Origin of the sequence: Phenylobacterium sp. (assembly GCF_035539035.1) — a bacterium.
Taxonomy (GTDB): Bacteria; Pseudomonadota; Alphaproteobacteria; order Caulobacterales; family Caulobacteraceae; genus Phenylobacterium.
Genome location: NZ_DATLJI010000007.1, coordinates 127,236 through 146,264 on the forward strand (window position 1 = coordinate 127,236; position 19,029 = coordinate 146,264).

At 72.6% G+C, this 19,029-nt stretch carries 21 protein-coding genes; 14 read left to right on the forward strand and 7 right to left on the reverse strand.

Annotated features, from left to right (window positions below; genetic code table 11):
- Positions 1–96 precede the first annotated feature (96 nt).
- Genes VM685_RS01810 through VM685_RS01830 form a run of 5 tightly spaced genes read left to right on the forward strand, consistent with a single transcriptional unit; the run spans position 97 to position 3,623 of the window.
- Positions 97–732 (forward strand): TetR/AcrR family transcriptional regulator, encoded by a 636-nt coding sequence (locus tag VM685_RS01810; protein ID WP_325458396.1) that lies wholly within the window; start codon positions 97–99, stop codon positions 730–732.
- Positions 666–1,523: an ABC transporter substrate-binding protein gene (locus VM685_RS01815; RefSeq protein WP_325458397.1), complete on the forward strand. Its 858-nt coding sequence runs from the start codon at positions 666–668 to the stop codon at positions 1,521–1,523. The genes VM685_RS01810 and VM685_RS01815 overlap by 67 nt, the downstream gene beginning before the upstream one ends.
- 5 nt (positions 1,524–1,528) lie before the next feature.
- On the forward strand, positions 1,529–2,506 hold the full coding sequence (locus VM685_RS01820) for an iron ABC transporter permease (RefSeq protein WP_325458431.1): 978 nt from the start codon (positions 1,529–1,531) through the stop codon (positions 2,504–2,506).
- Entirely contained in the window at positions 2,503–3,261 is a 759-nt protein-coding gene (locus VM685_RS01825) for an ABC transporter ATP-binding protein (RefSeq protein ID WP_325458398.1), read from the forward strand. The genes VM685_RS01820 and VM685_RS01825 overlap by 4 nt, the downstream gene beginning before the upstream one ends.
- On the forward strand, positions 3,258–3,623 hold the full coding sequence (locus VM685_RS01830; RefSeq protein WP_325458399.1) for a hypothetical protein: 366 nt from the start codon (positions 3,258–3,260) through the stop codon (positions 3,621–3,623). The genes VM685_RS01825 and VM685_RS01830 overlap by 4 nt, the downstream gene beginning before the upstream one ends.
- Before the next feature lies 1 nt (position 3,624).
- On the opposite strand, the gene VM685_RS01835 is transcribed toward VM685_RS01830, so the two are convergent.
- Positions 3,625–5,679 carry a lytic transglycosylase domain-containing protein gene (locus tag VM685_RS01835; RefSeq protein ID WP_325458400.1) on the reverse strand — a complete coding sequence of 685 codons (2,055 nt, stop codon included), beginning with the start codon at positions 5,677–5,679 and terminating at the stop codon, positions 3,625–3,627.
- Positions 5,680–5,849: 170 nt separating this feature from the next.
- Here VM685_RS01835 and dapA point away from each other — a divergent pair, with 170 nt between their 5' ends.
- The 3 genes from dapA to VM685_RS01850 all read left to right on the forward strand — a co-directional run bounded on the left by dapA (position 5,850) and on the right by VM685_RS01850 (position 8,041).
- Positions 5,850–6,734, forward strand: coding sequence for a 4-hydroxy-tetrahydrodipicolinate synthase (dapA, locus tag VM685_RS01840; protein WP_325458401.1), 885 nt, complete (start codon positions 5,850–5,852; stop codon positions 6,732–6,734).
- 121 nt (positions 6,735–6,855) lie between these two features.
- Complete coding sequence (gene smpB / locus VM685_RS01845; RefSeq protein WP_325458402.1) at positions 6,856–7,314, forward strand: SsrA-binding protein SmpB; 459 nt, start codon at positions 6,856–6,858, stop codon at positions 7,312–7,314.
- A gap of 1 nt (position 7,315) precedes the next feature.
- On the forward strand, positions 7,316–8,041 hold the full coding sequence (locus tag VM685_RS01850) for a GNAT family N-acetyltransferase (protein WP_325458403.1): 726 nt from the start codon (positions 7,316–7,318) through the stop codon (positions 8,039–8,041).
- A gap of 4 nt (positions 8,042–8,045) precedes the next feature.
- Here VM685_RS01850 and VM685_RS01855 read toward each other — a convergent pair whose 3' ends face one another.
- The 4 genes from VM685_RS01855 to VM685_RS01870 form a co-directional block, all read right to left on the reverse strand.
- Positions 8,046–8,729, reverse strand: a complete 684-nt coding sequence (locus VM685_RS01855; RefSeq protein ID WP_325458404.1) for a GNAT family N-acetyltransferase — start codon at positions 8,727–8,729, stop codon at positions 8,046–8,048.
- A 68-nt stretch (positions 8,730–8,797) separates the two neighbouring features.
- Positions 8,798–10,180 carry a M20/M25/M40 family metallo-hydrolase gene (locus VM685_RS01860; RefSeq protein WP_325458405.1) on the reverse strand — a complete coding sequence of 461 codons (1,383 nt, stop codon included), beginning with the start codon at positions 10,178–10,180 and terminating at the stop codon, positions 8,798–8,800.
- A 233-nt stretch (positions 10,181–10,413) separates the two neighbouring features.
- Complete coding sequence (locus VM685_RS01865; protein WP_325458406.1) at positions 10,414–11,076, reverse strand: uracil-DNA glycosylase; 663 nt, start codon at positions 11,074–11,076, stop codon at positions 10,414–10,416.
- Entirely contained in the window at positions 11,063–11,671 is a 609-nt protein-coding gene (locus VM685_RS01870) for an NYN domain-containing protein (protein ID WP_325458407.1), read from the reverse strand. Before VM685_RS01870 ends, VM685_RS01865 begins: the two co-directional genes overlap by 14 nt.
- A gap of 37 nt (positions 11,672–11,708) precedes the next feature.
- Between VM685_RS01870 and folK the strand changes: the two genes are divergently transcribed.
- The 3 genes from folK (at position 11,709) to VM685_RS01885 (ending at position 13,054) form a co-directional block, all read left to right on the forward strand.
- Positions 11,709–12,191: a 2-amino-4-hydroxy-6-hydroxymethyldihydropteridine diphosphokinase gene (folK, locus tag VM685_RS01875; protein ID WP_325458408.1), complete on the forward strand. Its 483-nt coding sequence runs from the start codon at positions 11,709–11,711 to the stop codon at positions 12,189–12,191.
- 81 nt (positions 12,192–12,272) lie between these two features.
- Positions 12,273–12,707 carry a YciI family protein gene (locus tag VM685_RS01880; RefSeq protein ID WP_325458409.1) on the forward strand — a complete coding sequence of 145 codons (435 nt, stop codon included), beginning with the start codon at positions 12,273–12,275 and terminating at the stop codon, positions 12,705–12,707.
- A complete protein-coding gene (locus VM685_RS01885; RefSeq protein WP_325458410.1) occupies positions 12,704–13,054 on the forward strand; it encodes a hypothetical protein in 351 nt (116 codons plus the stop codon). Before VM685_RS01880 ends, VM685_RS01885 begins: the two co-directional genes overlap by 4 nt.
- A 5-nt stretch (positions 13,055–13,059) precedes the next feature.
- Here VM685_RS01885 and VM685_RS01890 read toward each other — a convergent pair whose 3' ends face one another.
- Positions 13,060–13,482 (reverse strand): VOC family protein, encoded by a 423-nt coding sequence (locus VM685_RS01890; protein WP_325458411.1) that lies wholly within the window; start codon positions 13,480–13,482, stop codon positions 13,060–13,062.
- A 46-nt stretch (positions 13,483–13,528) separates the two neighbouring features.
- Positions 13,529–13,750: a hypothetical protein gene (locus tag VM685_RS01895; protein ID WP_325458412.1), complete on the reverse strand. Its 222-nt coding sequence runs from the start codon at positions 13,748–13,750 to the stop codon at positions 13,529–13,531.
- A 190-nt stretch (positions 13,751–13,940) separates the two neighbouring features.
- On the opposite strand from VM685_RS01895, the gene katG reads away from it, so the two are divergent.
- From katG to VM685_RS01910, 3 genes are all read left to right on the forward strand, one after another.
- Complete coding sequence (katG, locus tag VM685_RS01900; RefSeq protein WP_325458413.1) at positions 13,941–16,175, forward strand: catalase/peroxidase HPI; 2,235 nt, start codon at positions 13,941–13,943, stop codon at positions 16,173–16,175.
- A gap of 148 nt (positions 16,176–16,323) precedes the next feature.
- Complete coding sequence (gene rpoZ / locus VM685_RS01905; protein WP_325458414.1) at positions 16,324–16,683, forward strand: DNA-directed RNA polymerase subunit omega; 360 nt, start codon at positions 16,324–16,326, stop codon at positions 16,681–16,683.
- A gap of 140 nt (positions 16,684–16,823) precedes the next feature.
- Positions 16,824–18,974, forward strand: coding sequence for a bifunctional (p)ppGpp synthetase/guanosine-3',5'-bis(diphosphate) 3'-pyrophosphohydrolase (locus tag VM685_RS01910; RefSeq protein WP_325458432.1), 2,151 nt, complete (start codon positions 16,824–16,826; stop codon positions 18,972–18,974).
- Positions 18,975–19,029: the final 55 nt, after the last annotated feature.

Sequence of the window (19,029 nt, forward strand, 5' to 3'; positions counted from 1 at the left end):
CCGCGGCCCCGCGTCGCTCCGGTTGTGTCGCGGGGTTGTAACATTCCGGGTTTTGGGGTCCGCTACGCCCCAAAGAAAGTACCTGGGGGAAACGCTTTGTCTGCTTCAGCCGCCACCGCCCGCCGTTCGGCGCGCAAGGCCAAGGGCGACGGCCACCTGCGCCGCGCCGAGATCCTGGAGGCGGCGGAGCGCATCTTCGTCGCCGAGGGCTACGAAGGCGCCACCATCCGCAAGATCGCCGACGAGGTCGGGGTCTCCTCCACCGCCCTCTACATGCACTTCCCCGACAAGGGCTGCATCCTGCTGGAGATCTGCGAGCGCACCCTGCGCCAGCTCCTGGAGCGCAACTCCGAGATCGCCGGCAAACCGCTCGACGCGGTGGTGCGGGTGAAGATGATGCTCGAGGCCTACATGCGCTGGGGCCTGGAGCATCCGAACGCCTATCAGCTTGTGTATGCCGCGCCGCGTCCGCTATCGGCAGGGCTCTGGCCCGAGGACACGGTCGACCTCTCCACACAATGCTACGAGATCTTCTCAGGCGTGGTCCGCGAGATCGCGGCGTCCGGCAGGCTCCGCACGGGGACGGCCGACTCCGCGGCCCAGGCCCTGTGGATGTCGTGCCATGGGGTCGTGGCCCTGCTCGCCGCGCGGCCGAACTTCGGCTGGTGCGACCACCAGGCGCTGATGCAGGTCACCCTGGACGGCCTGCTGCACGGCCTCGTCGTCGACTGAGCCTGCTCGCCCTGGCGCTCGGCCTCGCCGCCGCGCCAGCCGCCCAGGCCGCGCCCCGGGTCCTCGCCTTCGACCAGTGCGCCGACCAGTACGTCCTGGCGCTCAGCCCGCGCGCGGCCATCGCCGGCCTCTCCACCCGCGCCGACGACGCCGATTCCCGCCTGCGGAGCCTGGCCGCCGGCCTGCCGCGCCGCCGGGTGGACCTGGAGACCGCGCTCGCCGCCCGGCCGGACGTCGTCGTCCGCTACTGGGGCGGCGACCCGCGCCTGATCCGCCGGCTCGAGGACCGCGGGGTCCGCGTCGTGACGATCGACGAGGCGACGGACTTCCCCGGCCTGCGCGCCAACATCCGCAAGGTCGCCGCCGCCCTGCAGCAGCCCGCCCGCGGCGAGGCCCTGGTCGCCCGCCTCGACGCCCAGCTCGCCCGCGCCGCCGGCGCGTGGAACGGGACCCGCGTCCTCTACCTGACCCCCAGCGGCGTCACCGCCGGTCCGGGCGCCCTGGTGGACGCCGTCCTGCGCGCCGCCGGCCTCGCCAACGCCGAGACCCGGCCCGGCTACCACACCGTCTCCCTGGAGGCGCTCGTCCTCGATCCGCCGGAGCGCGTGGTGCTGGGCTTCTTCGACACCTTCCAGCTCGCCGGCGACAGCTGGGGCCCCGGCCGCCACCGGGTGCTCCGCCGCGTCGCCGCCGAGCGCGCCATCGCCAGCGTGCCGGGCTCCATGCTCGCCTGTCCCGACTGGGGCGCCGGCGACGCCGTCGAGCTGCTGGCGTCCAAGGCGCCCCGGTGAGGGACGTGCGCCTCAACATCGGGCTCGCGGCGGGCCTGCTGGCGCTCCTGGCCGCCGGCCTGCTGCTCGGCGAGACCCAGCTCACCGCCGCCCAGCTCGCCCAGGCGTTCGCCGAGCCGGGCTCGGGCCCGCACGAGGTGCTGTTCGCCATCCGCCTGCCGCGCACCGTCGCCGCCGCCGTGGTCGGCGCGGCGCTCGGCCTCTCCGGCGCGGTCCTGCAGGGCCTGCTGCGCAACCCCCTGGCCGACCCCGGCGTGCTGGGCGTGGCGGGCGGGGCAGGGCTGGGCGCGGCGCTCGCCATCTCCCTGGGCTTCGCGGCCATGCCCGGCGCGGTGGAGGCCGCCTCGCTGGCGGCGGCGCTGGCCGCCGGCCTGCTGCTCACCGCCGTCGCCGCCCGCTTCCGCGAGCCCGAGACCCTGATCCTGTTCGGCGTGGCGCTGTCGGCCTTCGCCGGGGCGCTCACCTCGCTCGTGTTCAACTTCTCGCCGTCGCCCGTCACCCTGCAGGAGGTGTTCTCCTGGCTGCTCGGCTCGGTGGAGAACCGCGACTGGGACGACATCGGCCGCGAGCTCGTCCCCATGGCGGTCGGCGCGGGGCTGTGCGCCTACGCCGCCCGCGGCCTCGTCATGCTGACGCTCGGCGAGGAGACCGCCGCACTGTCTGGCCTGCCCATGGCGCGCCTGCGCACCGCCGCGGTGGCCGGCGCGTCGCTGCTGACCGGCGCCGCGGTGGCCATGGCCGGCATCGTCGGCTTCGTGGGCCTCGCCGCACCGCACCTGGTCCGCGCCGGCGCGGGGGCCGACCCCGGCCGCGTGCTCGTGCCGTCCGCGCTCGCCGGCGCCGGCCTGCTGGTCGCCGCCGACCTCGCCGCCCGACTGATCCCCACCGACCTGGAGCTCAAGCTCGGCGTCGTCACCGCCCTGTTCGGCGGGCCGCTGTTCGCCCTGATCGCCTGGCGCGCCGCCCGGAGCTGGCGCGGATGACGGCGCTCAGCCTCTCCGGCGCCGTGGTCCGCCGTGGGTCGCGCGTGGTCCTCGACCACGCCGATCTCGCCGTCGCGGCCGGCGAGCTGGTGGGCGTTGTAGGGGCCAACGGGGCCGGCAAGACCACCCTGCTGCGCGCCGCCCTCGGCCTCGCCCACCTCGACGAAGGCCGGGCGGAGCTGGGCGGCAGGCCCGTCCGCCAGCTCTCCGAGGCCGAGCGCGCCGCGCTCTGCGCCTACCTGCCCCAGGAGCGGCGGGTGGGCTGGAACCTGCCGGCCTGGCGGGTGGCCAGCCTCGGCGCCTTCCACCGTCCCCCGAAGGAGGCCCGCGACCGCGCCTTCGCCGCCCTCGCACGCGTCGGCCTGCAGGGCCTGGAGACCCGCGGCGTCCTCGACATGTCCGGCGGCGAGCGGGCCCGGGCGCTGCTCGCCCGCCTGCTGGTCGCCGGCGCGCCCCTGCTGGTCGCCGACGAGCCGGTCGCCGGCCTCGACCCCGACGCCCAGCTCCTGGCGCTGGCCCTGCTGCGCGAGGAGGCGCAGGGCGGGGCCGGCGTGGTCCTCACCCTGCACGACCTGGGCCTCGCCGCCCGCGCCTGCGACCGCCTCGTCGTCCTGCACGAGGGCAAGGTGATCGCCGATGGCCCGCCGGCCGAGGCGCTCGCGCCGGAGATCCTGCGCCGCGCCTTCCGCCTGGACGGCGGCTTGGCGGACTCGCCCCACGGTCCCATGCTGGTGGCGGGGAGGGCGCCGCCATGAGCTTCGCGAAGTGGGTGTTCACGCTGGCCGGCGTCTACGGCGTCATCACCCTGACGCCGATGCTGTTCCTGCGCGACGTTATCGAGGCCCAGGGCGGCCCGATGGCCTATCCGGAGAACTTCTACGGCTTCGTCGGCACGGCGCTGGCCTTCCAGCTGGTCTTCCTGGTGATCGGCCGGGATCCCGCGCGCCATCGCCCGCTGATGCTGCCCTCGGTCGTCGAGAAGCTCGCCTTCGGCCTGCCGGTCTGGTGGCTCTACGCCCGCGGCGAGGTGGAGGCCCCGGTGGTCGTCTTCGCCACCGTCGACCTCGCGCTCGCCGTCCTGTTCGTCCTGGCCTGGCTCAGGACGCGCCCGGCCTAGCTCACCGCGCGCTGGTCACCTGCGTCTGGGCCGGCGGCGGATAGCCGTAGCCGCCGCGCTTCAGGTCGTTCGAGAGCGTGATCGGCACGGCGCCGCCGTGCAGCTTGGCCCGGTAGACCTGCATCCCCTCCATCACCCGCATCACGTAGTTGCGGGTCTCCGAGAACGGGATGCATTCGATGAAGTCGATCGGGTCGGTGGTCCCGCCGCGCGGGTCGCCGCAGAAACCCGACCACTGCGTCGGCCGCCCGGGACCGGCGTTGTAGCCGGCCGTCGCCATGACATAGGACCCGGAGAACTGGCCGATCACCTGGCCCAGGTAGCTGGAGCCCAGGCGCATGTTGTAGTCCGGCTCGTCCAGCATGCCGGGCGAGTAGCCGACGCCGATCCGCCGCGCCACGATCTGGGCGGTGGCCGGCATCAGCTGCATCATCCCGCGCGCCCCGACGCCGGAGCGGACCAGCGGGTCGAAGCCGCTCTCCTGGCGGGTGATGGCCAGCACCAGCGCCGGCTCCGGCGCGTTGGACACCGCGGGCGGGGTGCGGAACGGATAGCCCCGCTCGGGCAGCAGCATGCCGCGCTGCGCCGCCGCCCGGACCACCTTCATGGAGGTGTCCTGGTCGCCGTAGCCGCGGGCGGCGTCCACCAGCAGGGCCTGGTCCTCGACGGTCGGCAGGCTGTCGTCCAGCGCCAGCGCGAAGGCCCGGAACAGGTCGCGGTAGCCCTGGTCGAAGAACAGCCGCATGGCCTGCACCTCGTCGCGGCCCTCGAAGCGGGCGCGGTGGGCCGGCGTCAGCTGCGGGTCGCGGCCCAGCACCAGCTGCATCCCGAGCTTCTCGCCCGAGAGCTGGCCGTAGAAGGTGGCGTAGTGCTGCGCCCCTTGCGCGTAGAACTCCTGGGCCGCGGCGTGGTCGCCCTTGGCCTCGGCGGCGCGGCCCTGCCAGTAGTAGGCCCGCGCCCGGGTGATCGGCGAGGAGCCGATGCGCTCGATGGCGGCGAAGTGGCGGGCCGCCCGGTCGGCGTCCTTCAGCTTCGTCAGCGCGATCCAGCCGGCGTAGAACTCCGCGTCGGCCGCGTCGCCCCCCTCGCGCAGGCCGCTGTCGGCCGCGGCGGCGTAGGCGGCGCGGGCGTCGCCGTTGCGCAGCGCCGCCAGCACCAGCCGGTGGCGTTCGTCCCAGATTTTGTCGGCCTGGTCGGAGGTCACGACCTCCTTCGGGAAATAGGGAAGCTGGGCGGCGGCCAGGGTGTCCATCCCGCCGCGGCGCAGGAAGGCCGCGCGCTCGAAGGCCACGCCCGGGCTCTGGGCGACGCCGGGGGGCAGGGCGTTCAGCAGGTCGTTGGCGTTGCCGGCGCCGGCGCGCAGCGCGATCCGCGCCTGCGCCGCCGCCTGCTGGTCGGCCGGCAGCAGGGCCACGATGTCGCGCGTCGCCGGGCCCTGCGGCCCGTAGAGCAGGATGTCGGCCCGCCGGGCGTGGTCGTCCATGGTCAGGACGTCGCCGAACCGGGCCAGCATGCTGCGCTGGACGTCGGCCTCGAAGCTCCGGTCCCGCCACCATCGACGGACCAGGGCGGCGGCCTCGGCGTTCCGCCCCTGCGCCCGGTGGGCGGAGGCCAGCGCCAGGGCGCCATGGGCGGTCTGCGGCTCGCGGCCGCCGAACCATTCGACGATCTGGTGCGGGCTCTTGCCGGAGGTCTCCAGCAGCTTCTCGGCGGCGTTGGTCCGCCGGCTCTCCCGCGGCCAGCCCTTCAGCTCGCGCCGCGCATTGTCCACCTCGAAGAAGCTGAGCTGTTCGGAGTTGGCGTCCACCAGGGCCCAGGTGGCGGCCTTGCGGGCCAGCGGATTGTCGATGCCCGCGATCGCCGTGCGCGCGCCGGTCACGTCGGCTCGCCGGGCCGAATCGACCGCGCGGCGGAAGTTGGCGGCGTCGGCGTCCGACAGCGGCCGGCGCACCGTCTGGTGCTGGGTGACGGGGGCCGGCGCCTCGGGGGCGGGGGTGTTGGCGATCAGGTCGCCTAGGGGATCCGGCGACTGCGCGCGCGCCAGGGTGCCGGCCATCAGGACGACGCCGGACAGGAGAAGCGCTTTACGGACCTTGGCGTGCAACTCTCGCCCCCCGGGGTTGAAACGCTGACATCGAGATTGCGGGCGCGACCCGCAACCCGATAATGTCGCGGAAATTCTGAACGACGCTTAACAAGCGCTCTATTCACGGCTTTTTGCAGACCATGACCGACCCTCTGTTCCGGGGCGTCCTCCCCGCGCTTGTGACGCCCTTCCGCGACGGAGCGGTGGACGAAGACGCCTTCGTGGCCCTCGTGGAGCGCCAGATCGCCGGCGGCGTCCACGGCCTCGTCCCTGTCGGCACGACCGGCGAGACCGCGACCCTCAGCCACGAGGAGCACCGCCGCGTGGTGGAGCTGTGCGTGAAGACCGCCCGGGGCCGCGTGCCCGTGGTGGCCGGCGCGGGCTCCAACTCCACCGCCGAGGCGATCGAGCTCGTCCGCCACGCCAAGACCGTGGGCGCCGACGCGGCCCTGGTGGTCACGCCCTACTACAACCGGCCCAGCCAGGAGGGGCTCTACGCCCACTACGCGGCGATCGACGAGGCCGTGCAGCTGCCGGTGCTGGTCTACAACGTGCCCGGCCGCACCAGCGTGGACATCTCCAACGAGGTCCTCGCCCGGCTCGCGAAGCTGCCGAACATCGTGGGGATCAAGGACGCCACCGGCGACCTGGCCCGCGCCAGCCTCCAGCGGCTGGCCTGCGGCGAGGACTGGGTGATGCTCTCCGGGGACGATCCCACCGCGCTCGGCTACATGGCCCACGGCGGCCACGGCTGCATCTCGGTCACCGCCAATGTCGCGCCCGAGCAGTGCGCCGCCTTCTACGACGCCGCCCTGGGCGGCGACTGGGCCGGCGCCCTGCAGGGCCAGGACCGCCTCGTGCGCCTGCACAAGGCGCTGTTCTCCGACGCCTCGCCCGCGCCCACCAAGTACGCGCTCGCCCACCTCGGCCTCTGCGCCGAGGACGTGCGGCTGCCCATCGTCCCCGCCTCGGAAGCCTCCCGCCGCGAGGTGCTGGAAGCCATGCGGGAAGCGGGTGTTGTCTGATGTGCCTCCCTCTTTCCGCTCACCCCCGCGAAGGCGGGGGCCCAGGCTTTTTCCTGTTCGGCCCGGGCTCACCGCAAAAACACCTGGGTTCCCGCTTCCGCGGGAATGAGCGGGTTTAGCGATGGCTGGAAAGCTCATCGCGGAGAACCGCCGCGCGCGGTTCGACTATTTCCTCGAGGAGACCTTCGAGGCCGGCATCGCGCTCACCGGGTCCGAGGTGAAGTCCCTGCGCAACGGCAAGGCCAACATCGCCGAAAGCTATGCGGCGGTGGAGGGCGACCAGATCATGCTGGTGAACGCCGACATCCCGCCCTACGCCCAGGCCGGCCCGCATTTCAACCACGAGCCCCGCCGCCACCGGAAGCTGCTCCTCAAGCGCAAGCAGATCGACAAGCTCATCGGCGCCGTCCAGCGCGAGGGCCGCACGATCATCCCGACGAAGCTCTACTGGAACGACAAGGGCCTCGCGAAGCTCGAGGTCGCCCTGGCCAAGGGCAAGAAGGAGCACGACAAGCGCGAGACCGTCGCCGCCCGCGACTGGCAGCGCGACAAGGCCCGGCTCATGAGGGAGAAGGGCTGAGGTGGAGGCCGGCCTCGTCGAGAGCCTGGAGCGCGCCACGGTCGCCGCCGTCGCCCCGCCCGAGGTGCTCGAGATCGATGGCTGGCTCGTCGCCTTCGACAATGGGACCATCGGCCGGGCGAAATCGGCCGTCCCGTTGCGTCACGAGATCTCGGCGGGGGCGGTTCCGGCCATCCTCGACGCCTACGCCGCCCGCGGGCTTCCGGCGGCCTTCCGCATTCCCGACACGGAGTCGCTGGCGCCGGTCCGGGCGGCGCTGGCCGCCGCCGGCCTCGCGGCAGGCCAGCCGACCCTCGTGAAGACCGGCGACGCCGCCCGGCTCGCCGCATTCGCGGACGGCGGCGCCGAGATCCTGGAGGCGCCGGACGCCGCCTGGGGGGAGGTCTTCCTCGGACCCGGCTTCGATCCTGTGGATGGCGCGCACCGGGTGAAGGTGCTGAGCCGCTCGCCCGGCGCCGCCTATGGCGTGGTGCGCGATGCGGGCCGCGCCGTGGCCGTCGGCGTCGCCAGCTTCGGCCACGGCTGGATGGGCGTCCACGGCATGCGCACCGCGGCCGACCATCGGGGCCGGGGCCACGCCGGCCGCATACTCGCCGCCTTCGGCCGCCTCGCCGCAGCCCGTGGGATCACGCGTGTCTTCCTGCAGGTGGAAGAGCCCAACCCGGCCCGCAGCCTCTACCGCAAGGCCGGCTTCCAGCCCGTCTGGCGCTACGGCTACTGGCGCTGAGCCCTCAGGCTGGCTTCAGCGCCGTCACCGTCACCTGCGTCCGGATGCGGAACCCCAGCGTCTCGTAGAGCCGGATGGCCCCGGTGTTGGTCGCATAGGCGTGCAGGAAGGGCGTCTCGCCCCGCGCCAGGATCTTCCCGGCCACGTGGCGCATCAGGCCCGCCGCGTAGCCCTTGCCGCGGTGGTCGGGGTGGGTGCAGACGCCGCTCACCTCGGTGAACCCCTCGGGCTTCAGCCGCTCGCCGGCCATGGCGATCAGCTCGCCGCCCCGCTTCACGCCCACGAAGTCGCCGAGCTGGTGCGTGCGCGCCGCGAACGGCCCCGGCCTGGTCAGGGTCGCGAGCGCCAGCATCGCCGGCGCGTCCGCCTCGCTCAGGGGCTCGAAGGCGAAGGCCAGCGGCGGCGCGTCGGTCAGCGCCTCGGCGACCATCTGCACGCCGAGCGCCTCGCTGATCGTCTCGGTCCCGGGCACGGGGGCGGCGCCCACCTCCATGCGCCAGGACTCGCCGTGGGCTCGCACCAGTTCGGCGAGCGCCGCCAGGCTCTCCGGCGAATCGTCCTGCGCGGCCACGAACACCCCGACGTCGGTGGCGATCCGGCGCGCGGGGCCGTCGCCCAGGGCGAACGGCGCCTGGCGGCCGGAGAGGGCGGCCCAGATCGGCCGGTCGAGCGGGTGGCGGTCGGTCATCCGTCCTGAGATAGCGCGCGGCGCGCGGCGGTCCAGCTTGGACCGGACGCCGCGTCCGATCTCCGCGCCTACTTGGCGAGGTCCTTCAGCAGGCTCTCCCAGTGCGCCAGCGAGCCGTCGATGGCCGCCACCGGCGCGCGCTCGTTGAGCCCGTGGGAGAAGTCGTCGGACGACTTCATGAACAGGCCCGCCACCCCGTAGCTCGGGACGCCGGCCGCGCGGAAGTGCATGGAATCCGTCGCCCCCGCCGACATCGACGGCACGATGGTCACGTTCGGATAGCGCGCGTTCACCGCCTTCTTCACCGCCGCCATCACGTCGGCGCGTAGCGGCGAGGCGGGGCTGTCGATGGCCCCGTCGCCCTTCACCCGCTCCACGGTGATCGACGGGTCTGCGATCACCCGCACCAGCTCCTGGCGCACGCTCTCCGACGGTGTGCCGGGGAAGATGCGGCAGTTGATGTTGGCCGTGGCGCGCTGGGGCAGGGCGTTCACCGCGTGCCCGCCGGAGACCAGGGTCGAGACGCAGGTGGTCCTGAGCTGGCCCACATATTCCGGGTCGGCCGCCAGGATCGCCACCGCTTCCCTGTCCTCCGGATTGGCCACGTAGCGCTTCATCGCCTCGCCGGTGGCGCCGCCGGTCTTGGACGCGCTGGCCCGGAAGTAGGCGTCGGTCAGCTCAGAGCGCATCACCGGGAACTGGTAGGCGCCCACCTTCGTAAGAGCCTGGGCCACGGTGTTGATCGCATTGGTCTTTCCGGGGCGGCTGGAGTGGCCGCCCGGATCGGTGACGGTGAGGGTGAAGTCGGCGTAGGTCTTCTCGCCGGCCTGCAGGCCGTAGACCACCGGCTGGCCGGCCTCGTCCAGCAGACCGCCGCCGCCGTCGGCGTTCAGCGCCATCTCCGCCCCCTTCAGCTCGGCGGCGAGCTTCTGGGTCGTGGCCATGGACGTCTCCTCGTCGCCCGACAGCGCCAGGATCACGTCGCGGCCGGGCGTCCAGCCCTCGCGTTTCAGGCGGGCGAGCGTCGCCACCGCCATGGAGACGTCGAACTTGTTGTCCACCGCGCCGCGGCCGAACACGTAGCCGTTCTCCACCACCGGGGTGAACGGGTCGCGCGTCCAGTCCTCGCGCTTGGCCTCCACCACGTCCATGTGGCCGAGGATGACGATGGGCTTCTTCCTGGCGTCGCGGCCGCGGTAGCGGGCGGTCATGTAGGCCGTGCCGTCGGACGGCGTGATCTTGATGTCCGCGGGATCGAAGCCCGCCTTCACCAGCACGCCCTTCAGGTATTCCGCATAGGCCACGGTCTGGTCCTGGTGGCCGGTCACCGTGCGGAACGCGATTCCCCGGGTGAGGATCTCCAGCGCCTCGGCGTGGGCCGCCGCATCGGGCTTGGCCAGCGCCGGCATGGCGACGGCGACGATCAGGGCCGCGACGGCGGCCGACTTCATGAGACGCAACGCTTGGAACTCCCCGACTTGAGACGCGCCGGGACGCTACGCCGCCAACCCACGGCGGCGCTAGTCCCCGTAGGCGAACCGATGCCCGGCGCCCGTTCCTGAGGCGACCGCCGCAGGGCTCGTGGGCAGACAAGCGGCGGTTCCGCCGCGTCTGCGCGGAGCGCGCCTTCAGGAAACCACGGACGACACGGACGCCTTCCGTGCCTTCCGTGTATTCCGTGGTTCTATTCCCCGATCAGCGCCCGCGCGCGCTCGAACACGGCCTCAAACATCTCAGGCGTCAGCCGGCCGGTGTTCGTGTTCAGCCGCGAGCAGTGGTAGCTGTTCAGCACCGTGTAGGGCCCGGCCTGGAACTCGGTCCCGTGGCCGGCGATGCCCGCCGAGGCCTTCAGGCCCAGCGCCCGCAGCACGTTGCGCCGCGAGACGTCGCCCAGGGTCACGATCACCTTCAGGCGGGGCAGGGCGGAGAGCCTCGCCTGCAGGAACGGCCGGCAGCTGGCCTCCTCGATCGTCTCGGGCTTGTTGCCCGGCGGGGCGCAGCGCACGGCGTTGGTGATCATGCAGTCCACCAGCCGCAGGTCGTCGTGGCCGTCCTTGTCGAAGGTCCCCACGGCGAAGCCGGTCTTCTGCAGGGTGGCGTAGAGCAGGTAGCCCGCGTGGTCGCCGGTGAATGGCCGCCCCGTGCGGTTCGCCCCCGTTCGCCCGGGGGCGAGGCCGGCCACCAGCAGCCGCGCGTTCTCGTCGCCGAAGGAGGGCACGGCGCCGTTGAACCAGTCCGGATTGCCGGCCGCGTTCGCCGCCCGGTAGGCCACCAGCCTCGGGCAGATCGGGCAGTCGCGCGGCGCCTCGGGTCCGACCAGGACCGCGTCCGCCTCAAGCCTCGGCATCGATGTCCGGTTCGTCCGCGTGCAGCCGCTCGCGCTCGCGGGTCTCCTGGATGAACCTGGGCAGCCGCGAGGGCCGGCCGATGATGTCCGCCAGGTCCGCCAGGTCCACGAAGGTGTCCGCCTGCCGGCGCAGGTCGTCGGAGGCCATCGGCGGCTGCGACTTCACCGTCGAGACCACCGTCACCCGCGCCCCCTTGCGCTGCACGGCCTCCACCAGGCAGCGGAAGTCCCCGTCGCCGGAGAACAGCACCAGGTGGTCGGCGGCGCCGGCCATCTCCATCATGTCGACGGCGATTTCGACGTCCATGTCGCCGCGCCAGCGCTTGCGCCCTTGCGCGTCCGTGTATTCCCGCGCCGCCTTCGTCACGAGCCGGTAGCCGTTGTAGTCCAGCCAGTCGACCAGCGGCCGGATCGGCGAATACTCCTGATCCTCCACCAGCGCGGTGTAGTAGTAGGCGCGCACGAGGACGCCCCGCTTGCGGAACTCCTCCAGCAGCTTGCGGTAGTCGATGTCGAAGCCCAGGCCCTTGGCGGCCGAGTAGAGGTTGGCCCCGTCGATGAAGAGCGCCAGCCGGTCCGTGGGGTAGAAGGTCATAGAAGAAGATATCCTGAAAGTCGGGCCGGACGAGGCCGTGATCGTGGCGCTCGGCGGCAACCTGGCGGGCGACTACGCCTCGTGCGAGGCGCTGCTCGAAGCGGCTCTGGCGCGGTTCCCCCAGGCGGAATTGCCTGTCGTCGCGAGATCGTCCTGGTGGCGCTCCGCCGCCTGGCCCGACCCCTCTGCGCCTGAGTATCGCAACGGAATCGCGATTGTCGAGGCGCACGCGGGACCGCAGGCCGTGCTGGACGCCCTTTTGCGCATCGAAGCCGACCTCGGGCGCGAACGCGGCGCAAGAAACGCCCCCCGCACCCTCGACCTCGACCTGATCGCCTACGGCCGCCAGGTGATCCGGACGCCCGGCCTGACCCTGCCGCACCCGCGCGCCCACGAGCGGCTGTTCGTCATGGGGCCGCTGGCCGAGGTCCTGCCCGACTGGCGCCATCCCGTGCTGGGCCGCACCGCCCGCGACCTTGCGGCCGAGGCTGTGGTGGGGCTCGATGCGCGGCCGGCCTGACCAAAATGTCGGCGCCGCCGCCGCGGCCGCGTCCTCCGCGCGGGGCCGCCATGCCGGGGGCCGACGACAGGAGATGACGCCATGCGCTTCATGATCATCCGCAAGGGCGACGCCGAGACCGAGGCCGGGACCATGCCGACCCGCGAGCTCGCCGCCGCCATGATGGCCTTCCACGAGGCCACCGGCCCGCACCTGAGGATCCTCGATGGCGCGGGCCTGAAGCCCACCGCCCGCGGCGCCAAGGTGAAGTTCCGGGGCGGCAAGCCCATGATCATCGACGGGCCCTTCGCCGAGACCAAGGAGCTGATCGCCGGCTACACCCTGGTCGAGGCGCCCTCGCTGCAGCACGTCCTCGACTGGCTGCGCGGCTGGCCGCCGCTCGACGCCGGCGGCGAGGTGGAACTGGAGGTCCGCGAGTTCTATGAGGTCGAGGACTTCGGCGACGTCTTCGACGACGAGCTGAAGGCCCAGCACGACCGCATCGGCCTGGGCGGCAAGACGAACGAGACCGCATGACCCTGCTCACCGCCCCGCTCTGGATCCAGCTCGTCCTCGTGGCCGAGGCCCTGGCGCTGGCCTGGCTCGCGGGGCGGTTCGGCCGCATGGGCTTCAGCGTCGGCGTCATCGCCGCCGCGGCCTCCTGGTTCCTGCTGGCGCTGGCCGCCTCGTTCCTCGTGGGGCGGCTGGAGGGCGGCGGGGCGGCCGCGCCCTCGGGCGTCCTGCAGGGGGCGCTCTCCGGGGCGATGCGGCTGGGCGCGATCGCCTGGCCGCTGCTGCTGGCCGGCGCCGCCGCGGGCGCGGTGGTCCGCTGGGCCTTCACCCGCCGCCGGCCGCGCGGGCAGGGGGCGTCCGGCGGCGCCTGAGGGGCTCACAGGCCGAAGGTGACGTGGCCCTGCGCGTCGATCGTCCAGGCGGCGTTCCAGGCGATCTCCCAGGCGTGGCCGTCCGGGTCGGCGACGTAGCCGCGGAAGCCGCCGTGCGGCGGGGCGTCGGCGGCCCTGAGCCGCCGCCCGCCCGCCGCGACCAGCGCCTCCATGACCGCGACCACCTCGTCCGCGCCGCTCACGTTGTGCGCCAGGGCCACGGCGCCGGAGCCCTCCGGGTTGCTCCGCTGCATGTCGGCCTCGAGCTGCGGCTTCAGCCAGGTCCCCAGGACGAGGCCGTTCATCTGGTAGAAGACGATCTCCTCGTTCTCGAACACCGGCCGCCAGCCGAAGCCCTCGGCGTAGAACCGCTTCGAGGCCGCCAGGTCGCGGACGCCCAGGGTGATGACGGCGATCTGCTGTTGCATGTCACGTCCTCTGCCGCCCCCGACGGTGCCGGAGCAAGCCGCGGGCTCAGTGGCGCATCGCGTCCCGCTCGGCCCGGTCGAGCTGCGCGATGGTCAGCGCCAGCTGCAGGCCCGCCTCCAGGTCGTCGTAGCTGGCCTGCGGGAACATCCTCAGCATCACCACCCGCAGCGGGGCGGCGTCGCCCTTGCGGCCGGAGCCGCACAGGTCGGTGAGGGCGGCGGCGCCCTCCGACGCGACCAGGGCCTCGGCGATCTGGACCGCTCTCATGGGCGTCGTCCTTTGCGCTCGGCGCGTCCTCGGGCGGGCGCGCCAGGTCTCCCCATGTTTTGACGATAGGGTCGAAACCGCCGGGCGCCAACGGCTCAGCTCATTGAATTCTCCGATGTTCCGGATCGGAATTATCGCTTTGCTTCGTCCCGCCGCGAGGTCGCCTAATGGCTCCACAAGGAGACACCCCATGGACGACGCCAGCCCCCTGTCCGATCCGAGGAAGGAACCCGCCGCGCTCCGGTCCCTCCTGGGCCGCACCAACCGCGACTGGTGGCCCAACCAGCTCTCGCTGGACATTCTCCACCAGCACGGCCGCCACGGAAATCCGATGGGCGACGACTTCGACTACGGCGAGGCGTTCAGCTCGCTCGACTACGCCGCCGTGAAGCGCGACCTCACCGCCCTGATGACCGACAGCCAGCCCTGGTGGTCGGCCGACTACGGCCACTACGGCCCGTTCTTCATCCGCATGGCCTGGCACAGCGCCGGCACCTACCGCACCGGCGACGGCCGCGGCGGCGCCTCGTCCGGCGGCCAGCGCTTCGCGCCGCTGAACAGCTGGCCCGACAACGCCAACCTCGACAAGGCCCGCCGCCTGCTCTGGCCGATCAAGCAGAAGTACGGCGCGAAGCTCTCCTGGGCCGACCTGATGATCATGGCCGGCAACGTGGCCATCGAGTCCATGGGCGGGCCGGTGTTCGGCTTCGGCGGCGGCCGCGCCGACATCTGGGAGCCCGACCGCGACATCTACTGGGGCACCGAGGAGGAGTGGCTGGGCGCCACCCGCATCGACGAGGAGTCCGGCCGGGCGCTGGAGAACCCGCTGGCCGCGATCCAGATGGGCCTCATCTACGTCAATCCGGAGGGCCCCGGCGGCAAGCCCGACCCGATGCAGTCGGCCCGCGACATCCGCCAGACCTTCGCCCGCATGGGGATGAACGACGAGGAGACCCTCGCGCTCACCGCCGGCGGCCACACCTTCGGCAAGTGCCACGGCGCCGGCGACGCCAAGAAGGTCGGGACCGAGCCCGAGGGCGCCGACATCGCCCAGCAGGGCCTCGGCTGGCAGAGCGGCCATGAGACCGGCATGGGCGACCACACCATCACCAGCGGCCTGGAGGGCGCCTGGACGCCGACGCCCACCCGCTGGACGATGAACTACTTCCACATGCTGCTCGACTACGACTACGAGCTGGTGAAGAGCCCCGCCGGGGCCTGGCAGTGGCAGCCGGTCGACCAGAAGCCCGAGGACATGGCGCCGGGCGCCCACAGCCCCCACCGCCGCCTGCCGACCATGATGACCACCGCCGACATGGCCTTCAAGGTCGACCCCGAGTACCGGAAGATCGCCGAGCGGCTCTACGCCGATCCCGACGCCTTCGCCGACGCCTTCGCCCGGGCCTGGTTCAAGCTCACCCACCGCGACATGGGGCCCAAGGCCCGCTACCTCGGTCCCGAGGTCCCGGCCGAGGACCTGATCTGGCAGGACCCGATCCCGCCCGCCGACCATCCCCCGGTCGACGCCGCCGACATCGCGCGGCTGAAGCAGGCGATCCTCGCCGCCGACCTCAGCGTGGCCGAGATGGTCAAGACCGCCTGGGCCTCGGCCTCCACCTTCCGCGGCTCGGACAAGCGCGGCGGCGCCAACGGCGCGCGCATCCGCCTGGAGCCGCAGCGCAGCTGGGCGGTCAACGAGCCGGAGAGCCTGGCCCGCGTGCTGGGCGTGCTGGAGCGCATCAGGGCCGACTTCGACGGCCAGGCGTCCGGCGGTCGCACGGTCTCCCTGGCCGACCTCATCGTCCTGGCGGGCTGCGTCGGGGTGGAGAAGGCGGCGCGGGACGCCGGCCACGACGTCGAGGTCCCGTTCACGCCGGGCCGCACGGACGCATCGCAGGACCAGACCGACGTCGCGGGCTTCGAGGTGCTGGAGCCCAAGGTCGACGGCGTCCGCAACTACCTGCAGACCCGGTTCAGCGTGCCCACCGAGGAGCTGCTGGTCGACCGCGCCCAGCTGCTCGGCCTCACCGCCCCGGAGATGACCGTGCTGGTGGGCGGGCTGCGGGTGCTGGGGGCCAACCACGGCGGCGCGACCCACGGGGTCTTCACCGACCGGCCGGGCCAGCTGACCAACGACTTCTTCCGCAACCTGCTCGACATGGGCACGGCCTGGAAGCAGGTGGACGACCGCGGCGACGAGGTCTTCGTCGGGACCTGCCGCAACTCCGGCGAGGAGAAGTGGACGGCCACCCGCACCGACCTGGCCTTCGGCTCCAACTCCCAGCTGCGGGCGCTGTCGGAGGTCTACGCCGCCGACGATGCGGGCGGGATGTTCGTGCGCCAGTTCGTCAGGGCCTGGGCCAAGGTGATGAACGCCGACCGCTTCGACCTGCCGCGCGACCAGCGGCTGGTCAGGGCGGCCTGAGGCCGCGAGGGCCCATCCCGCGGGGCGCGCCGGCGTCCCGCGGGGCAGGGCGGCGGCGGCGGATAGCGCGCCTGCGCGTTATGCGGCGTTGCACAATGGAGCCCGACGCTCTATTTTCGCCGGTTCTATCCTCCCCCAGAGAGACTCCATGGCCCGCGTCACCGTCGAAGACTGCATCGAAAAGGTCCCGAACCGTTTCGCCCTCGTGCTGCTGTCGGCCCATCGCGCCCGCGCCATCTCGGCCGGTTCGCAACTGCTGGTCGACCGCGACAACGACAAGAACCCGGTCGTGGCCCTGCGCGAGATCGCCGACGACGTGGTGGACGGCGAGGAGCTGCGCGAGAGCGTGATCGCCTCCCTGCAGCGCGTCGACGAGCGCTCGGAAGCCGAGGAAGAGGCCGAGACCCTGGCCCTGCTGGCCGATCCCACCCACATGCAGATGAGCGAGCTTGAGCTCGTTCGCGCCCTGCAGAGCGACCGCGACGGCGGTCAGGAGGAGCGGTACTGAGCCCCGAAGGCGCAGACCCGCTCACTCTCCCGGCGGCGTCCGACGCCGCCGCAACGCCCAAGGACGCCCCTCCGCCGCCTGCAGCCCAGGCGGCGGCCCCGGCCGGCGCGAAGCGCCCCAAGTTCCTCCGCCAGTTCGAGCTGATCGAGAAGGTCCGCTCCTACGACCCCACCGCCGACGAGGCGCTGCTCAACCGCGCCTACGTCTACGCCATGCGCATGCATGGCGCGCAGAAGCGGGCGTCCGGCGACCCCTACTTCGCCCACCCCATCGAGGTGGCGGGCATCCTCACCGACTACCGGCTCGACACCGAGACCATCGTCACCGCCCTGCTGCACGACGTGATCGAGGACACACCGGTCACCCGCAAGGAGATCGAGGAGCTGTTCGGCTCCGAGATCGCCGAACTGGTCGAGGGCGTCACCAAGCTGTCCAAGCTGGAGCTCTCCTCCGAGCACCTCCGCCAGGCGGAGAACCTGCGCAAGTTCATCCTGGCCATCTCCAAGGACGTCCGCGTCCTCCTGGTGAAGCTGGCCGACCGGCTGCACAACATGCGCACGCTCCACTTCATCAAGAGCCCGGCCAAGCGGGAGCGGATCGCGCGCGAGACCCTGGACATCTACGCGCCGCTGGCCCGCTCGATCGGCGTCCACCGCATCTGCACCGAACTCGAGGAGCTCGCCTTCGAGCACCTCAACCCGGTGGCCCGCGACGCCATCTACCGCCGGCTGGACGTGCTGCGCCACGAGCAGGGCGGGGCGGTCGCCCTGGTCAGCCAGGAGGTGGCGTCCAAGCTGGAGCACGGCGGCATCCCGGCCCGCGTCTTCGGCCGCGAGAAGCACCCCTATTCGATCTGGCGGAAGCTCCAGAGGAAGTCGATCGGCTTCTCCCAGCTCTCCGACATCTACGCCTTCCGGGTGATCGTCGACACCGAGGACGACTGCTACCGGGCGCTGGGCGTCATCCACCGCGCCTGGCCTAGCGTGCCCGAGCGGTTCAAGGACTTCATCTCCACGCCCAAGCGCAACAACTACCGCTCGCTGCACACCACCGTGGTCGGGCCCAAGGGCATGCGCATCGAGATGCAGATCCGCACCGAGGCCATGGACCGGGTGGCGGAGGAGGGCGTGGCCGCCCACTGGCGCTACAAGGACCAGTCCTACGGCTTCGACGCCGACGCCCAGAAGGAGGCCGGCGGCCGCGACCCGCTGGTCAACCTGCGCCACCTCGTCCAGGTGCTGGAGCACGGCGGCGACGCCGAGGAGCTGGTCGAGCACGCCAAGCTCGAGATGTTCCTCGACCAGGTGTTCGTGTTCACGCCGAAGGGGCAGCTGGTCAGCCTGCCGCGCGGGGCCATGCCGCTCGACTTCGCCTACGCCGTCCACACCGACATCGGCGACACCACCATCGGGGTGAAGATCAACGGCGAGCTGAAGCCGCTGCGCACCGTGCTCTCCAACGGCGACGTGGTGGAGGTGATCCGCGGCGGCAAGCCGGTGGTGCCGCCCGACTGGCGCAGCCTGACCGTCACCGGCCGCGCCCGCTCCGCCATCCGCCGCCACATCCGCCAGACCGAGAAGGAGGAGTTCCTCCGCCTCGGCCGCGCCACCGTCGACCAGACCTTCGAGGCCGCCGGCAAGGCCCGCAAGGAGGTCTCCCTGCGGCCGGCCCTCGACCGCTTCGCCGTGGCCAGCGAGGACGAGCTGTTCGAGGCCGTCGGCCGCGGCCGCGTCTCCCCGCCCCAGGTTCTGGAGACCGTCTTCCCGGGCCTGAAGCCCACCGAGCGCGAGGCGGCGTCCGCGCGCCGGCGCATCGAGGACGGCCGCGCCGCCAAGCTCTACGTCCGCGGCGGCGGCCTCACCCCCGGCGTCACCCTGCACTTCGGCGAGTGCTGCTCGCCGGTGCCCGGGGACCGCATCGTCGGCATCCTGGAGAGCGACGGGCGCGGCCTCACCGTCCACACCATCGACTGCGAGCGGCTGGAGGCCTTCGAGGACCGCGAGGAACTCTGGCGCGACCTGCAGTGGACGCCGGAGGCCGAGCGCAACTCCATCGCCCGCGCCCGGCTCACCGCCACCATCCGCAACGCGCCGGGCGTGCTCGGCCAGGCCTGCACCATCATCGGAGAGGCCGGCGGCAACATCGTCGGCCTGCGCATGCACCACCGGCAGTCGGACTTCTTCGACGTGGACTTCGACGTCGACGTCAACGACGCGCGCCACCTGACCCACATCGCCGCCGCCCTGCGCGCCAACCCCTCCGTCGAGACCGTCGACCGCGTGAAGGGGTGAGGGCTCAGCTTGGCCGCAGACGCTCCTTCCTCCTCGATGGAGGAAGGGTAGGGAT

Excerpts from the sequence above, each read along its gene's own strand:
- VM685_RS01825 (WP_325458398.1), top strand. The coding sequence starts at position 2,503 with ATGACGGCGCTCAGCCTCTCCGGCGCCGTGGTCCGCCGTGGGTCGCGC.
- VM685_RS01830 (WP_325458399.1), top strand. The coding sequence starts at position 3,258 with ATGAGCTTCGCGAAGTGGGTGTTCACGCTGGCCGGCGTCTACGGCGTC.
- VM685_RS01835 (WP_325458400.1), bottom strand. The coding sequence starts at position 5,679 with ATGGCCGGCACCCTGGCGCGCGCGCAGTCGCCGGATCCCCTAGGCGAC.
- dapA (WP_325458401.1), top strand. The coding sequence starts at position 5,850 with ATGACCGACCCTCTGTTCCGGGGCGTCCTCCCCGCGCTTGTGACGCCC.
- smpB (WP_325458402.1), top strand. The coding sequence starts at position 6,856 with ATGGCTGGAAAGCTCATCGCGGAGAACCGCCGCGCGCGGTTCGACTAT.
- VM685_RS01855 (WP_325458404.1), bottom strand. The coding sequence starts at position 8,729 with ATGACCGACCGCCACCCGCTCGACCGGCCGATCTGGGCCGCCCTCTCC.
- VM685_RS01860 (WP_325458405.1), bottom strand. The coding sequence starts at position 10,180 with ATGAAGTCGGCCGCCGTCGCGGCCCTGATCGTCGCCGTCGCCATGCCG.
- VM685_RS01865 (WP_325458406.1), bottom strand. The coding sequence starts at position 11,076 with ATGCCGAGGCTTGAGGCGGACGCGGTCCTGGTCGGACCCGAGGCGCCG.
- VM685_RS01870 (WP_325458407.1), bottom strand. The coding sequence starts at position 11,671 with ATGACCTTCTACCCCACGGACCGGCTGGCGCTCTTCATCGACGGGGCC.
- VM685_RS01880 (WP_325458409.1), top strand. The coding sequence starts at position 12,273 with ATGCGCTTCATGATCATCCGCAAGGGCGACGCCGAGACCGAGGCCGGG.
- VM685_RS01885 (WP_325458410.1), top strand. The coding sequence starts at position 12,704 with ATGACCCTGCTCACCGCCCCGCTCTGGATCCAGCTCGTCCTCGTGGCC.
- VM685_RS01890 (WP_325458411.1), bottom strand. The coding sequence starts at position 13,482 with ATGCAACAGCAGATCGCCGTCATCACCCTGGGCGTCCGCGACCTGGCG.
- VM685_RS01895 (WP_325458412.1), bottom strand. The coding sequence starts at position 13,750 with ATGAGAGCGGTCCAGATCGCCGAGGCCCTGGTCGCGTCGGAGGGCGCC.
- katG (WP_325458413.1), top strand. The coding sequence starts at position 13,941 with ATGGACGACGCCAGCCCCCTGTCCGATCCGAGGAAGGAACCCGCCGCG.
- rpoZ (WP_325458414.1), top strand. The coding sequence starts at position 16,324 with ATGGCCCGCGTCACCGTCGAAGACTGCATCGAAAAGGTCCCGAACCGT.